The organism is Kribbella sp. NPDC020701, from assembly GCF_055562215.1.
This window is the reverse complement of the sequence record NZ_JBVHFT010000003.1, coordinates 22,378-37,289: the sequence shown is the minus strand read 5'-3', so window position 1 is coordinate 37,289 and position 14,912 is coordinate 22,378. Positions and strand designations below refer to the sequence as shown.

Below are 14,912 nucleotides of genomic sequence, written 5' to 3'. Positions count from 1 at the left end.
CGTTCTAGGGGGCGACGCACCAGCCGTCGCGGTACGCCGCCCAGTGGTCCGGGGTGGCCGTGAAGTCGACGTACATGGCCAGACCGAAGTTCTGCCGGCTCGAGGTGCCCAGTCCCAGGCGAGCGCCCCTTACCGCGGCCTGGACGGTTTCCGCGTGGCCCCAGTGGGACGGCTTGCTCTCCCAGTACGCCGGGAGACCCATCAGGAGGTCTGTGGATGGGGGAGTGACCTCGAGTGCGAGCTTGGTCTGCTTGGCGACATAGCCGCCGTACAAGGACTCCAGAGGCATGGCGGTGTCGTAGGACATCACGGCGATCTGCTCGACGCGCCGGGCGACCTCACCGAAGTAGTCCTGTGACCACCACTTGCCCAAGGTATTCAAATGCCAGAGTGGGTCGATCTGGGCCGCTGCAACCGACAGGGGTACGCCGCGGGCAGCCGTGAGCACATGTGTTTCGTCCAGCACGGCGAGGAAGCCCTTCGACCCGGAGTGCACCGGCTCGAAGTCGAAGTGGATGCCTTGGAAGCCCTGGTCGAGTGCGGCGGCCGACGACGCCACCACTCGTTTCCGGACGGCCGGGTCGTCCAGATCCATGCCAGGGTTCTTCACCGGCTGAACGACGTCACCCAACCACGCCTGCACGCGGACGTCGGGAGCCGCAGCGCGCACAGCTGCCACGAACCACGCGGCCCGCGGCGAAACCTCTGCCAAGGGCAACGACCCGTCGTGCTCCAGCGGACCCGTGTGCACGTACAGGTCCCGGATCCCCGTGCCGTCCAGTTGCTTGGCCAGCGCAGTGACGTCAGCCGTCGTCTTCCGTCCATCTACCCACGCATGCCCCAGCCACAGCGCGTCGTGGTTCCGCGTCCGTGCCTCCGCCGAGGGCTCACCGGCGTACGCCACCCGCAGGGAGATCGGGTACGCCGAGACCAGGAGGACGAAGGTGAGCGCGACCACCAGCACGACCCGGCGCCGGCGAGACCAGCGCCGCCTCACGAACGCGGCTTCAGGCCGTCGTAGATCAGCGCCAGCATCCGGTCCCGGACGTCCGGCTCGAGCCCGGTCGCGGTCGCGCCCCGCGAGGCGCCGATCAGCAGGGCGTACACCTCGGGGAACTCGGCATCCTTCCGTACGGCGCCCGCCCGCTGAGCCCGCGTGAGCAGCCCGTCGAACGCCTCCCGCAGACCGCTGCCCGCCTGCCGTGCGTCCGCTCCGGCCACCGAGCCGGCCGCGCCGAGCGCCTCGGCGATTGCCAGCTTCGACGCGGATTCCGCCACGACCTGCGTGAAGAATCCGAAGAACGCCGGACCCGGATCGTCGCTGTCCGCCAGCTCCAGCGCCCGGTCGCGCAGCCGTTCCAGCCGCAGCGTGAGCACGGCCTCGAGCAGTTCGGTCTTGGTCGGGAAGTGCCGGAACACGGTCGCGATCCCCACCCCGGCCAGTCGCGCCACGTCGTCGGTGGACGCACTCGGCGACCGCCCGAAGACCTCGTCCGCCGCGGTCATGATCCGGGCCCGGTTGTCCCGCGCGTCTGCTCGCACCCTGCTCCCCTTCGCCGCCCTCAGCCTAGGAGACGCGCCAGACCGCGCCCGGGTTGTAAACGAAGTCGCCACTCCGTATATTCGGAGTCGTCACTCCATTTAACCCTGTGAGGAACCCCGATGACTCCCGAAGAGGTCTTCCTGAAGCTGGTCCACGGCGTCGCCGACCGCGAGTTCGCGGTGCTCCCCGAGTTGTACGCCGAACAGACCGACGTACGGCATCCGATGAATCCGTACGGCGACCACCCGCTGCTGTCCCGTGCAGCGCTCCGGGAGCACTTCGGTGCGAACGGTCCGCGGGTCTCCGAGGTGGTGCGGTTCCAGCCGGAGAACATCCGGGTCCACCAGTCCACCGACCCCGAGGTGGTCGTCGCCGAGTTCGAGTACGCCGGGACCGTGATCGCGACCGGTGAGCCGTTCACCGTGCCGGCCATTTTCGTCCTGCGGGTCCGCGACGGCCTGATCGTCGAGTCCCGCGACTACATCGACCACCTGGCGATGATCCGGGCCCGTGGCCAGGTCGACCAGCTCGTCGCGAAACTCCGGGAACCGGCCGGCGCCACCGCCGCGTCGTAGTCGGCAGAGGCGCCGGATGGCCCCGGACCGAGTCACCAAGCCCGCCCGGGGCCATCTCCAATCACTGCACATCACCCAGGGTCGGTGAAGGCGTACTCCTCGGCGAGCCCGGCGGTACGGACGACCTGGCCGGTGTGGCGGGTGACGTCAGGGTCGGCGGCGAGGGCTGCTACTGCTCGGCCGACGAACAACGGGGACTCCGAGTCGGACAGGTCGATGTACTCGCTCGCCCCGGACCCACCCGTCGAGTCGTGGTCGAAGGCGGGAGTACCAACCACCGAGTCGTGAGATTCGGCCCAAGACACGCCGCTGCACAAAACCCGAACCCACGACTCGGCAGGCCACGTCAAACCCAGTTGGTGTCCTTTGTTGGGTGTGCTTCAAACACAAAACGGCCCCTCCGTGAGGGAGGGGCCGTTCTACGGGCGTGGGGTCAGCGGTCGCCCATGGGGACGTACTGGACGCCTCGGGCGCCGGTGTAGATCTGCTTGGGGCGGGCGATCTTCTGGTCGCCGTCGCCGAGCATCTCCAGCCACTGGGCCAGCCAGCCCGAGGTGCGCGGGATGGCGAACAGCACGGTGAACATCTCCGGCGGGAAGGACAGGGCCTCGTAGATCAGGCCGGAGTAGAAGTCGACGTTCGGGTAGAGCTTGCGGGAGACGAAGTACTCGTCCTCCAGCGCGATCTTCTCCAGCTCGACGGCGATCTTCAGCAACGGGTTGATCCCGGTCACCTCGAACACGTCGTCGGCGGCCTTCTTGATGATCTTGGCCCGCGGGTCGTAGTTCTTGTAGACCCGGTGGCCGAAGCCCATCAGCCGCTCCTCGCCGGCCTTCACGCCGTCGATGAACGACGGCACGTGGTCGACCGAGCCGATCCGGCGGAGCATCTTCAGCACCGCCTCGTTGGCGCCACCGTGCAGCGGGCCGTAGAGCGCGCCGATGCCGCCGGCAACCGCCGTGTACGGGTCGACCTGGGTGGAGCCGATCGCCCGGACCGCGTTGGTGGAGGCGTTCTGCTCGTGGTCGGCGTGCAGGATGAACAGGATCTCCAGCGCCCGCACCAGGCGATCGTCGGAGGCGTACTTGGGCTCGCTCATCTTGAACAGCATCGACAGGAAGTTCGCCGTGTAGCTGAGCTCGTTGTCCGGGTACACGTACGGCTTGCCCTGGGCGTGCCGGAACGCGAACGCTCCGAGCGTCGGCATCTTCGCGATCAGCCGCCGGATCTGCAGTGCCCGGGACTCCTCGTCGAAGACGTTGCGCGACTCGGGGTAGAACGTGGACAGTGCCCCGACCGACGCGAGCAGCATCCCCATCGGGTGCGCGTCGTAGCGGAAGCCCTGCATGAACGTCTTCAGGTTCTCGTGCACGAACGTGTGATACGTCACGTCGTGCGCCCAGGCCTCGTACTCCGCCTTGTTCGGCAGGGTGCCGTTGACCAGCAGGTAGGCCACTTCGAGGTAGTTCGACTGCTCGGCGAGCTGCTCGATCGGGTAACCGCGGTACTCCAGGATGCCCTTGTCGCCGTCGATGAAGGTGACGGAGGAACGGCACGAGGCCGTGTTGACGAAGCCGGGGTCGTAGGTGGCGAGCCCGCCGTCGTCGTCGGATGCGCTGATCTGCTTGAGGTCGGCGGCACGGATGGTGCCATCGGTGATGGCAAGGTCGAAGTCCTTGCCGGTCCGGTTGTCCCGGACGGTGAGCGACTGTTCGGTCACAATGCCCTCTTCGGAAGCTGGCGTCATCGCCTGGATGAATGAGGGTAAGTCAGCCGGCGGGACGCGGGTTCGGACTGCAATCTTCACCGCTAAACTAGTGCTGTCCTCAGCTGCTTCCAAGCCGGGGGCTCCTGAGCGCCTGGGCTCGCTTTGACCCCGGGGCGCCGTCGCCGGTATTCTGGGCTGCTGTTGTGCGTTCCAGGTCCGTTACCTGCACACAGCCGCGTCGGCGGACCGCTCGCCGACGTACCAGTTTTGTCAACCTCTGAGAAACGAAGGTCAACGACCGTGCGCACGTACAGCCCGAAGCCTGCTGACGTCACCCGTGAGTGGCACGTGATCGACGCCACCGACGTCACGCTCGGTCGGCTTGCCGTCCAGATCGCCACCCTGCTGCGTGGCAAGCACAAGCCGACGTTCGCGCCGCACGTGGACGGCGGTGACTTCGTCGTCGTCATCAACGCCTCCAAGATCGCCCTGTCCGGCACCAAGCGGACGGACAAGCTGGCGTACCGCCACTCGGGTCACCCGGGTGGTCTGACGGCCACGCCGATCGGCGAGATCCTCGACAAGGACCCGCGTAAGGCCGTCGAGAAGGCTGTCTGGGGCATGCTGCCGAAGAACCGCCTGAGCCGGAAGCTGCTCACCAAGCTGAAGGTGTACGCCGGTCCGGAGCACCCGCACTCGGCCCAGCAGCCGAAGCCGTTCGAGATCACCCAGATCGCCCAGTAGAGCGATCGACGAGCCAGGTAAACGAGGATTCACAGCGTGAGCGACATCACCACCGATACCGCAGAACTCGACCCCGAGGTCCCCATCGACAGCGAGGGCCCGGTCGCCTACACCTCCGAGACGAACCCGACTCCGGAGCAGCGCGCCGAGACGGGTCGGGTCGCGGTGATCAACCCGGCCGGCGCCACCGGTCGCCGCAAGGAGGCCGTGGCGCGTGTGCGTCTCGTCCCCGGCACGGGTAACTGGACCGTCAACGGCAAGCCGCTGGACGTCTACTTCCCGAACAAGGTGCACCAGCAGCACGTGAACGAGCCGTTCGTCGTCGCGGGCCTCGAGGGTTCGTACGACGTGATCGCCCGGATCAACGGCGGTGGCATCACCGGCCAGGCCGGTGCGCTGCAGCTCGGTGTGGCCCGCTGCCTGAACGCCGCCGACGAGGAGGCGAACCGCCCGGGTCTGAAGAAGGCCGGTCTGCTCACCCGCGACGCGCGGATCAAGGAGCGGAAGAAGGCTGGTCTCAAGAAGGCCCGCAAGGCGCCGCAGTACAGCAAGCGCTGATTATCTGATGGGTCGTTTGTTCGGCACGGACGGAGTCCGTGGCCTGGCGAACGTGGACCTGACCGCGGAGCTGGCGCTCGACCTCTCGGTCGCGGCAGCTCACGTACTCGGCGAGGCCGGTGCCTTCGAAGGGCACCGGCCACGCGCCGTTGTGGGGCGGGATCCGCGTGCCAGTGGTGAGTTCCTGGAAGCCGCCGTGGTGGCCGGTCTGGCCAGCGCAGGCGTCGATGTCGTCCGGCTCGGCGTGCTGCCGACGCCGGCCGTGGCGTACCTGACCGGCTCGACCGGTTCCGATCTCGGTGTGATGCTGTCGGCCAGCCACAACCCGATGCCGGACAACGGCATCAAGTTCCTGGCGCGCGGCGGTATCAAGCTGGACGACCTGATCGAGGACGCGATCGAGGCCCGGATGGGCGAGGAGTGGCAGCGCCCGACCGGCGCGGCCGTGGGTCGCGTGTTCGACGACGGGCAGGGCTTCGAGACTTATGTCTCGCACCTGGTCCGCTCCGCGCCGAACCGGTTCGACGGCCTGAAGGTCGTGATCGACTGCGCCAACGGCGCCGCGTCCCAGACCGCGCCCGAGGCCCTGCGCCGGCTGGGTGCCGAGGTGATCACGTACGCCGCCGCACCCGACGGACTGAACATCAACCTGAACTGCGGCTCCACGCACCTGGAGGGCCTGCAGCGCGAGGTGATCGGCCACCGGGCGGACCTCGGGATCGCCCTCGACGGTGACGCCGACCGCTGCCTGGCCGTGGATGCGAACGGCGAGCTCGTGGACGGCGACCAGATCCTCGCGATCCTGGCGCTGGCCATGCGCGACAGCGGCCGGCTGTCCAACGACACCGTGGTCGCCACCGTGATGAGCAACCTGGGCTTCGTCCAGGCGATGGTCCGGGAGCGGATCGCGGTCGAGCAGACCAAGGTCGGCGACCGGTACGTGCTCGAGGCAATGAAGGCCGGCGGCCACAAGCTCGGCGGTGAGCAGTCCGGGCACGTGATCCTGTCCGACCACGCCACCACCGGCGACGGCACCCTGACCGCGGTCATGCTGCTCGCCAGGCTCGCCCAGACCGGCAAGAGCCTGAGCGATCTGGCCGGTGCGATGACTCGCCTGCCGCAGGTCCTGGTCAACGTGAAGAACGTCGACAAGTCCCGCGCCGGCGACGACCCGGCGGTCCAGTCCGCGGTTGCCGAAGCCACCATCCGGCTCGGCGACACCGGCCGCGTCCTGCTTCGTCCCTCCGGCACCGAGCCGCTGGTCCGGGTCATGGTCGAAGCCGAGTCCTCGGACACCGCGCACGAGATCGCCCACTCCCTCGCCGACGTGGTCGCCACTGCACTGAAGCTGTAAACACCCGTGGAGCATCGTGAGCTGGAGCTGTTCCTGCATCTGGCTCGCACGCTCAACTACGGACGCACCAGCCTGGAGTGTCATGTCAGCGCAGCCACGCTGACGAGGACGATCCAACGACTCGAAACCCGCGCGGGCACCCGGTTACTCGACCGGGGCCCGCGCGGCGTCGTACTGACCGCGGATGGTCAGCGGTTCACGGCGTACGCCGAGCGCGCGCTGGAGCTGTGGGACGACTATCGCGCCGGCGGCGGTGAGCCCGCCGAACTGGCTGGTGAGCTGAAGATCTTCGCGACCGTCACCGCCTGCCAGGCACTGTTGCCCGATCTGCTCGCGCCGCTGCGGGAAGCGCATCCGCAGATCCGGCTGGACATCCGCACCGGCGATGCGGCCGCCGCCCTGGCGCGGTTGGACGAGGGCGAGGTGGATGCGGCGGTTGCCGGCATTCCGAAGCGGCTGCCGCAGAGCATGGTGACTCGGACGCTGGCCGTCACTGATCTGGTGCTCGTCAGCGCCGCCAACAGCGAGCCGGATGGTCCGTTCGTCGTACCAGCTCGTGGGTTGGTGCGAGAAGCGGCGTTCCGTTGGTTTCGCAAGACCGGAGTGAAGCCGGTGATCGCGGCCGAGCCGGATGGACATGAAGCGTTGCTTGCGCTGGTGGCGCTCGGGTGCGGGACGGGCGTGGTGCCGAGGCTCGTGCTGGAGTCTTCGGCGGTGCGCGAGCGCGTGGTGGAACTGCCCGCGGATCTGGAACCTCTTACGATCGGGCTTTGCGCGCGGCGGGCCGACCTCCACCGCCCTTTGATCGCCGCCCTTTGGGGCCTGCGACCGTAGCGCCGGGGTAGAGCTTCGCCGGAACCAGCTGCGGTGGCAGGGGATCGGCGCCTTCCAGCTGGCGGATGAGAGCGTCCGTGCCGAGCTGACCGAGCTCCGGACCGGGCGTCCGCATGATCGTGAGCTCGGGGTTCGTGAGTGCCGCCATTTCCGGTGCCATCAGCAACGGAAGGACCGAGATGTCCGCGGGGACCTTCCGGCCGAGGCGGTTCAGGCCGGCCACGGCGCCGAGCGCGGCGAACTCGTTGACGATCAGGACGGCAGTGGTGTCCGGGTGGTCGCGGATCAGGGCGGCCATCGCTTCCTGACCCGCCATGGTCGATCCGGCAGACTCCATCACGACGGTCTCCAGGCCGTACTCCGCGGCGACCCGGCGATAGGCGGCTTCGGAACGGACGTACGGGCCGTAGGTGCTGAACAGGGGATCGTTGAGGTTGCCCGAGATCAGCACCAGCTTGCGATGGCCGAGTTCGTACAGGTGCTCGACCGCGTCCTCGACCGTCCGGTCGAAATCGATGTCGACATGCGACAGGCCCTCCAGCGAGCTCGTTCGCCCGATCATCGCGAACGGCGTACCCGTGTCCTGCAGGATCGTGACGCGAGGGTCGTCCAGCTGGACCTCCATCAGTACGACGCCGTCGACCAGGCCCTGGCCGACGAGCTCGGTCAGTTCGGTGCCGTCGTTGCCGACCGGCCAGAGCACCAGGTGGTAGTCCTGTTTGCGGGCCGCCTCGGCGGCGCTGGTGAAGAACTCCGCGGCGGAGAAGCCGAACTTGTGGTCGAGCGCCGGGTAGGCCATCGCGATGATGTGCGTACGCCGGCTGGCCAGCGCGCGGGCCACCACGTTGCGGCGGTACCCGAGCTCGGTCATCGCCAGCTCGATCTTCGCCCGGGTGGCGGCCGTCACCGGCTTCTTGTCGTTCAGCAGGAAGGACACGGTCGCGATCGACACGCCAGCACGGTCAGCAACGTCGCGCATCGTCACCATCGGATCCGTCCCCTCTGAACTCTTGACAGCAGTGTGACCCAAGGAACATAGTCCTTGGACACCTCAGTTAAGCGGTTTACCGCCCCTCAGAGCAAGTGCCAGGCAATCTTCCACAGCACGTGGTTAAGCGCTTTGATCGAAGGAGACCGAAGTCATGATCAGCAAGCGGATCGCCGCTGCGCTGGCGGGTGCGACGACGCTGTCGCTCGTGCTGGCCGCCTGCGGCGGCAACGGTGGCGGCGGCTCGGCGTCGTCCTCGTCAGGTGACACCGTCAAGAGCCTCACGATCCTGGACTACTACAACAACGACCCGGACAAGTCGCTGGTGCAGAAGGGCCTGGATTCGTGCGCGAGTCAGCTCGGCATCACCATTCAGCGGGAGACGGTGCCTGGTGACACCTTGATCCAGAAGGTGCTGCAGCAAGCCTCGTCGAAGACGCTGCCGGACGTCCTGATGCTCGACAACCCCGACGTACAGCAGATCGCCGCGACCGGCGCGCTGGCGCCCTTGAACGACATGGGCCTGACCGGGGACGGAGTCATTCAGGGCATGGTCGACGCGACGTCGTACCAGGGCAAGCTCTACGGACTGGCGCCGGTGACGAACACGATCGCGTTGTTCTACAACACCCAGATGCTGCAGGAGGCCGGCGTCCAGCCGCCGAAGACGTGGGACGAGCTGAAGGCGGCGGCGAAGAAGCTGACCAAGCCCGGCCGCTACGGCATCGCGTTCAACGCCAACGCGACGTACGAAGGTTCGTGGCAGTTCCTGCCGGCGATGTGGACCAACGGCGGCGACGAGACCGATCTGACCAGCCCGCAGGTGGCGGAAGCCCTGCAGTTGTGGGTGGATCTGGTGCAGTCGGGTTCGGCGTCGAAGAGCGTGATCAACTGGACCCAGGGTGACGCGAAGGACCAGTTCGTGGCCGGCAAGGCCGCGATGATGGTGAACGGCCCGTGGCAGATCCCGGCGCTGGAGAAGGCCCCGAACGTCAAGTGGGACGTGGTCAAGTTCCCGCTGAACAAGCCGGATCAGACACCGGTCGCGCCGCTGGGTGGTGAGGCCTGGACGGTCCCGCTGAACAAGGACCAGGCCAAGCAGCAGAAGGCCGCCGACTTCGTGAAATGCCTGAACTCGGACGAGAACGAGTTGGCGTGGGCGAAGGCCCGGTTCACCATACCGACCAAGACCGCGCTGCTCGACCAGTACGTCAAGGAAGTGCCCTCGATGAAGGCCTTCACCGAGCAGGTCAAGACCGCCCGCTCGCGGACCGGCAAGCTGGGCGACAAGTGGCCGGACGCCGCGAAGGTGATCTACCAGGCGATCCAGCTGGCGCTGACCGGTAAGGCCTCGGCCCAGGACGCCTTCAAGCAGGCTTCCGGCGGCTGATCTCATGGCCCACGCGACGCTCACCCGCACGTCGGAGATGACCGGGCCGGGACCTGCACGCAGGTCCCGGCGCCACCGGGGTGAGGATCTGACCAAGGTCCTGTTCGTCCTGCCGGCCGCCCTGGCGATGCTCGCGCTGTTCGGGTACCCCGTGGTGAAGAACCTGGTGATGAGCCTGCAGGACTACAGCCTGCGGACCTTCTTCACCGGCGACGCACCGTGGGTCGGGCTGAAGAACTACAGCGCGGTCGTGACGGACAACCTGTTCTCGCAGGCGATGGTGAACACCGCGTTGTTCACCATCGGCTCGATCATCTTCCAGTTCGCCATCGGGCTGGCGCTGGCGCTGTTCTTCCACCGGCGCTTCCCGCTCAGCGGCGTCCTGCGATCCCTCCTGCTGCTGCCGTGGTTGCTGCCGTTGATCGTCTCGAGTGCGACCTGGCGGTCGATCCTCGAGCAGGACAGCGGCATCCTCAACCGGACCTTGACCGGGCTGCACCTGATCAGCGAGCCGGTGCCGTGGCTGAACTCGCCGTCGGTCGCGCTGATCGCGGTGATCGGGGTGAACATCTGGATCGGCATCCCGTTCAACGTGACCCTGCTGTACTCCGGTCTCGCCGAGATCCCCGACGAGCTCTACGAGGCCGGGCAGCTGGACGGTGCCACGGGCCGGCGCGCGTTCTGGTACATCACCTGGCCGAACCTGCGGGCGGTCGCGAGTGTGCTGCTGATGCTCGGTGTCGTCTACACGATCAAGGTGCTGGACATCATCCTGGGCCTGACCGGTGGCGGTCCGGCCAATGCCACCCAGACGCTGGCGACGCAGTCGTACGAGCGGTCGTTCATCGACTTCAGGTTCGGCGAGGGAGCGGCCCTGAGCAACATCCTGATCGCGATCTCGTTCCTGTTCGCGATCTTCTACCTGCGCAGCACCCGCCGCGCGATCGACGAATAGGAGTACGACGATGACAGATTCCACCGTCCGTCGTGCGGTCTACACCGTGATCGGCGTACTGATCCTGGCCGTGATGCTGTTCCCGGTCTACTGGATGCTGAACGCCTCGCTGCAGCCGTCCGGGAACACGCTGACCGCCGGTTTCCTCCCGTTGCATCCGACGTTCAGCGGCTACAAGCGGGCCCTCGACGAGCAGGGCGGGAACCTCGTCACCAGCATGATCATCGCGGCCGGGACCGTCGTACTCAGCCTGGCGATCGCGACCCCGTGCGCCTACGCGCTCTCGCAGTTCCGGTCGCGCTGGGTCTCGGTCGGGCTGCTGGCGATCCTGATCTCGCAGATGATTCCGGGCATCGTGATCGCGAACGCGCTGTACACGGCGTACGAACGCATCGGTCTGCTGAACTCGATCCCGGGCCTGATCGTGGCGAACTGCAGTAGCGGCATCCCGTTCGCGATCCTGATCCTGCGCTCGTTCATGATGTCGCTGCCGCCGTCGCTGGTGGAGGCCGCGCGGGTGGACGGTGCCGGGCTGTTCCGTGCGTTCGTCGCGATCGTGCTGCCGATCAGCAAGAACTCCCTCATCACCGCCGGGTTGTTCAGTTTCCTGTTCTCCTGGAGCGATTTCCTGTTCGCGCTGACGCTGACCACCAAGGGCGGCGTGCGGCCGGTGACGCTCGGGATCTACCAGTACCTCGGCACCCAGGTGCAGAACTGGAACGCGGTGATGGCGACCGCGGTGCTCTCGGCGATCCCGGCCATCGTGCTGCTGGTCGCCGCACAGAAGTACATCGCCGCCGGTGCCATCGGCGGAGCCGTCAAATAACTCTCTAAGGATTGACTATGACGATTCGTGTACTCGTCTGGGGCGAGAACCGGCACGAGCAGGTCGAGCCGCACGTCGCCGAGATCTACCCCGACGGCATGCACAGCACCATCGCCGCCGGCATCAGCGAGAACCTGGGCGACGAGGCCAAGGTCGGTACGACGACCCTCGACGAGCCGGAGCACGGACTGACCGAGGAGGTGCTGGCCGAGACCGACGTACTGGTGTGGTGGGGTCACGCCGCGCACGGTGAGGTCGAGGACAAGGTGGTCGAACGCGTGTACCAGCACGTGTTGTCGGGTATGGGCCTGGTCGTGCTGCACTCCGGTCACTGGTCGAAGATCTTCGGCAAGCTGATGGGTACGTCGTGCACCCTGCGCTGGCGTAGTGAGCGCGATCGCGAGCTGGTCTGGACGGTGAACCCGACGCACCCGATCGCGCAGGGCGTGCCGCACCCGATCGAGATCGAGCAGCAGGAGATGTACGGCGAGTTCTTCGACATCCCGGTCCCGGACGAACTGATCTTCGTGTCGTCGTTCTCCGGCGGCGAGGTGTTCCGGTCCGGCTGCACGTTCCGCCGCGGGCACGGGAAGATCTTCTACTTCTCACCCGGCGACCAGGACTACCCGGTGTACCACCACAAGGATGTCCGCAAGGTGATCGCGAACGGGGTCGCGTGGGCGATGTCGGACCGGCCGGAGCGCGCCGTTCCGACGCTGCTGCGGTACGAGAGCGGCGACTTCTTCAACGGTCACGGGTACACCGGACCGATCGAGGAGCCGGCGGATGCCTGACCCCTTGCGCCTTCTCCAGGTCGGCGCGGGCGGGATGGGCCGCGCCTGGCTTCGGACGATCGCCGACAATCCGGAGGTCGAGCTCGTCGGATTGATCGACCTCGACGTGGACGTGGCCCGGGCGGCCGCCGACGAGCACGGATTCGGCGACGTCCCGGTGGCGACGTCGATCGACGAGCTCGCCGGCGGCGCTGACGCGGTCATCGACGTCACGGTGCCGGTCGCGCATCCCAAGGTCAGCGTGGATGCCTTGTTGCGTGGGCTTCCCGTGCTGTGCGAGAAGCCGCTGGCCGAGACGGTCCGGGAGTGCCTGGCGATGGTCGCGGCGTCGGAGGTGAGCGGGAAGCTGTTGATGGTCTCGCAGTCCCGTCGCTACTTCCGGGCCGGGGCCGCCTTCGGCCGGCAGCTCGCCGAGCTCGGCACGATCGGGTCGCTGTCGTGCGAGTTCTTCAAAGCCCCGCATTTCAGTGGATTCCGGGAGCGGATGGCCGAACCGCTGCTGGTCGACATGGCGATTCACCAGTTCGACCTGTCCCGCAAGCTGATCGGCTCCGAGCCGGTGTCGGTCTACTGCGAGTCGTACAACCCCGACTGGAGCTGGTTCGACGGCAACGCGGCGGCTTCCGCCATCTTCCAGTTCGCCGATGGCACCCGTTTCGCCTTCACCGGCAGCTGGTGCGCGCCGGGGCTGGAGACATCCTGGAACGGCAGTTGGCGGGCGAGTGCCTCAGGCGGTACGGCGACCTGGGACGGAGACAACCCGCCCGTCGCGGAACTCGCGACCGGTGAAGCCTTGCCGGCTGTCCTCGTCGACGATCCCGAACAGATCGCCGGTTCGCTGGTCGAGTTCGTCGCCGCGGTCCGCGAGTCGACCGTTCCGCAGTCCGAGGTGCACTCCAACGTCATCAGCGTCGCCATGGTCGAGGCCGCCGTACGCTCGGCTTCGCTTGGTACGCCGGTGCGGATCGCGGACGTCATCACCGACGCCCACACCGAGGCCCTGGCCACCGTCCAGGACCCCACCCTGCACGCGGCCCTCAAGGCGTGGCCCAGCCCGCTCAAGGCAGTCGGCCTGGAACCCTAGCGTTTCAGCTCCTGCAACGGGGCGGTGCGGAGGTTGCGCTTGCTGCAACGTCCGCACCGCCCGTTGACTGGAGGCATGAGTACCTTCACCTCGTCGGTCTTCACGACCGAGACCATGACCGTGCCGGGCGGGACCGAAACCATCGTGCGTGGTGGGCGGGATCTGTTCCCGTTGCTGCCGCAGGCGTTCCACGGCGTACGGCGGATCGGTGTGCTGGGCTGGGGGCCGCAGGGGAGCGCCCAAGCCCAGAACCTGCGTGACTCGCTGGCCGGGACCGACGTGACCGTGTCGGTCGGACTGCGGCCGGGATCCTCGTCGGCTGACGATGCGCGCGAGCACGGGTTCACCGAGGCGAACGGCACGCTGGGGGACTGGCTCGAGGTGGCGGCGGCCTCCGACCTGGTGATCCTGCTGATCGCCGACGCGGCGCTGGCGGCCGAGCACGCGAAGATCTTCGAAGTACTCAAGCCCGGAGCCGCGATCGGGCTGTCGCACGGCTTCCTGCTGGGGCACCTGACGGCGATCGGCAGCGACTTCCCCGCCGGGCATCCGGTGATCGCCGTCTGCCCGAAGGGGATGGGCGACTCGGTCCGGCGACTGTACCAGCAGGGCGCGACGGTCAACGGTGCCGGCATCAACGCGAGCATCGCGGTCCACGCCGACCCCGACGGTCGTGCCACGGATCGCGCGCTCGCCTGGTCGATCGGGCTCGGATCGCCGTACACGTTCGCCACCACGCTGCGGGACGAGTACCTGTCCGACATCGTTGGTGAGCGGGCGATCCTGCTCGGCGCGGTGCACGGGCTGGTCGAGGCACTCTACCGTCACTTCCGCCTCGATGGGGCCGACCCAGTGACGGCGTACGAGCGTTCCACCGAGGCGATCACCGGTCCGATCGCGCGCACCATCTCGCAGTCCGGCCTGGCCGCCGTCCGTGCGGCGACCACCGACCAGGACCTGTTCGATCGCGCCTACAGCACCGCCTACGGGCCGGCCCGGGACCTGGTCGCCGAGATCTACGACGAGGTTGCCGACGGCACCGAGCTGCGCAGCGTGATCCTGGCAGACCGGCGGCTCGCGTCCCGGCCGATGACCGAGATCGGCGGAAGCCCGATGTGGGCGTACGGCGCGGAGGTTCGTGCCCGCCGCGACTCGGCGCCGGCCACCATCGATCCACTGACCGCGGGGCTGTTCGTGGCGACGATGATGGCGCAGGTCGACGAGTTCGCCGAGCGCGGCCACGCCTGGTCGGAGATCGTCAACGAGTCGGTGATCGAGGCGGTCGACTCGCTGCTGCCGTACATGCACGCCCGCGACGTCGCCTACATGGTCGACAACTGCTCCCGCACCGCCCGCCTGGGGACCCGTCGCTGGGGCCCGCGCTTCCAGGCGGCGTACGAGCAGATTGCCCTCCCCGGCCTGGACCACCCGGCCGACCCGACCCTGGTCAAAGCTTTCCTGGACAACCCGACTCACGAAGCTCTCGCCGCGGCCGCGGTCCTGCGTCCCTCGGTCGACATCTCGGTGTAGTTGGCCCTTGACCCACCGTGGGCGTGGTG

At 67.6% G+C, this 14,912-nt stretch carries 16 protein-coding genes; 11 read left to right on the top strand and 5 right to left on the bottom strand.

Annotated features, from left to right (window positions below; translation table 11 throughout):
* Positions 1-4: 4 nt before the first annotated feature.
* Positions 5-997 (bottom strand): glycoside hydrolase family 18 protein, encoded by a 993-nt coding sequence (locus ACZ3HV_RS07125; RefSeq protein WP_465681787.1) that lies wholly within the window; start codon positions 995-997, stop codon positions 5-7.
* Positions 994-1,542: a TetR/AcrR family transcriptional regulator gene (locus ACZ3HV_RS07120; RefSeq protein WP_465681785.1), complete on the bottom strand. Its 549-nt coding sequence runs from the start codon at positions 1,540-1,542 to the stop codon at positions 994-996. Before ACZ3HV_RS07120 ends, ACZ3HV_RS07125 begins: the two co-directional genes overlap by 4 nt.
* A 120-nt stretch (positions 1,543-1,662) precedes the next feature.
* On the opposite strand from ACZ3HV_RS07120, the gene ACZ3HV_RS07115 reads away from it, so the two are divergent.
* Positions 1,663-2,118 (top strand): nuclear transport factor 2 family protein, encoded by a 456-nt coding sequence (locus ACZ3HV_RS07115; protein ID WP_465681783.1) that lies wholly within the window; start codon positions 1,663-1,665, stop codon positions 2,116-2,118.
* A gap of 71 nt (positions 2,119-2,189) precedes the next feature.
* On the opposite strand, the gene ACZ3HV_RS07110 is transcribed toward ACZ3HV_RS07115, so the two are convergent.
* On the bottom strand, positions 2,190-2,396 hold the full coding sequence (locus tag ACZ3HV_RS07110; RefSeq protein ID WP_465681781.1) for a hypothetical protein: 207 nt from the start codon (positions 2,394-2,396) through the stop codon (positions 2,190-2,192).
* A gap of 155 nt (positions 2,397-2,551) precedes the next feature.
* Positions 2,552-3,838, bottom strand: coding sequence for a citrate synthase (locus ACZ3HV_RS07105; protein ID WP_465681779.1), 1,287 nt, complete (start codon positions 3,836-3,838; stop codon positions 2,552-2,554).
* Between the two features lie 288 nt (positions 3,839-4,126).
* Here ACZ3HV_RS07105 and rplM point away from each other — a divergent pair, with 288 nt between their 5' ends.
* Genes rplM through ilvY form a run of 4 tightly spaced genes read left to right on the top strand, consistent with a single transcriptional unit; the run spans position 4,127 to position 7,316 of the window.
* Positions 4,127-4,570, top strand: coding sequence for a 50S ribosomal protein L13 (gene rplM / locus ACZ3HV_RS07100; RefSeq protein WP_360364053.1), 444 nt, complete (start codon positions 4,127-4,129; stop codon positions 4,568-4,570).
* Between the two features lie 36 nt (positions 4,571-4,606).
* A complete protein-coding gene (gene rpsI / locus ACZ3HV_RS07095) occupies positions 4,607-5,128 on the top strand; it encodes a 30S ribosomal protein S9 (RefSeq protein ID WP_465681776.1) in 522 nt (173 codons plus the stop codon).
* A 7-nt stretch (positions 5,129-5,135) separates the two neighbouring features.
* On the top strand, positions 5,136-6,482 hold the full coding sequence (glmM, locus tag ACZ3HV_RS07090; RefSeq protein WP_465681774.1) for a phosphoglucosamine mutase: 1,347 nt from the start codon (positions 5,136-5,138) through the stop codon (positions 6,480-6,482).
* 6 nt (positions 6,483-6,488) lie between these two features.
* Entirely contained in the window at positions 6,489-7,316 is an 828-nt protein-coding gene (ilvY, locus tag ACZ3HV_RS07085; RefSeq protein WP_465681772.1) for an HTH-type transcriptional activator IlvY, read from the top strand.
* Here the strand turns inward: ilvY and ACZ3HV_RS07080 are convergent.
* Positions 7,240-8,295, bottom strand: a complete 1,056-nt coding sequence (locus tag ACZ3HV_RS07080) for a LacI family DNA-binding transcriptional regulator (RefSeq protein WP_465681770.1) — start codon at positions 8,293-8,295, stop codon at positions 7,240-7,242. The two genes, ilvY and ACZ3HV_RS07080, sit on opposite strands and share 77 nt — an antisense overlap.
* 163 nt (positions 8,296-8,458) lie before the next feature.
* On the opposite strand from ACZ3HV_RS07080, the gene ACZ3HV_RS07075 reads away from it, so the two are divergent.
* The 6 genes from ACZ3HV_RS07075 to ACZ3HV_RS07050 all read left to right on the top strand — a co-directional run bounded on the left by ACZ3HV_RS07075 (position 8,459) and on the right by ACZ3HV_RS07050 (position 14,883).
* The gene (locus tag ACZ3HV_RS07075; RefSeq protein WP_465681768.1) at positions 8,459-9,694 is read left to right on the top strand and encodes an ABC transporter substrate-binding protein; all 1,236 of its coding nucleotides are present in this window, start codon (positions 8,459-8,461) and stop codon (positions 9,692-9,694) included.
* A gap of 4 nt (positions 9,695-9,698) precedes the next feature.
* A complete protein-coding gene (locus ACZ3HV_RS07070; protein WP_465681766.1) occupies positions 9,699-10,649 on the top strand; it encodes a carbohydrate ABC transporter permease in 951 nt (316 codons plus the stop codon).
* Positions 10,650-10,659: 10 nt separating this feature from the next.
* A complete protein-coding gene (locus ACZ3HV_RS07065; protein ID WP_465681764.1) occupies positions 10,660-11,475 on the top strand; it encodes a carbohydrate ABC transporter permease in 816 nt (271 codons plus the stop codon).
* Between the two features lie 17 nt (positions 11,476-11,492).
* The gene (locus ACZ3HV_RS07060; protein WP_465681762.1) at positions 11,493-12,269 is read left to right on the top strand and encodes a ThuA domain-containing protein; all 777 of its coding nucleotides are present in this window, start codon (positions 11,493-11,495) and stop codon (positions 12,267-12,269) included.
* A complete protein-coding gene (locus tag ACZ3HV_RS07055; RefSeq protein ID WP_465681760.1) occupies positions 12,262-13,353 on the top strand; it encodes a Gfo/Idh/MocA family protein in 1,092 nt (363 codons plus the stop codon). Before ACZ3HV_RS07060 ends, ACZ3HV_RS07055 begins: the two co-directional genes overlap by 8 nt.
* A 75-nt stretch (positions 13,354-13,428) precedes the next feature.
* Positions 13,429-14,883 carry a ketol-acid reductoisomerase gene (locus ACZ3HV_RS07050; RefSeq protein WP_465681758.1) on the top strand — a complete coding sequence of 485 codons (1,455 nt, stop codon included), beginning with the start codon at positions 13,429-13,431 and terminating at the stop codon, positions 14,881-14,883.
* The last annotated feature ends 29 nt before the right edge of the window (positions 14,884-14,912 follow it).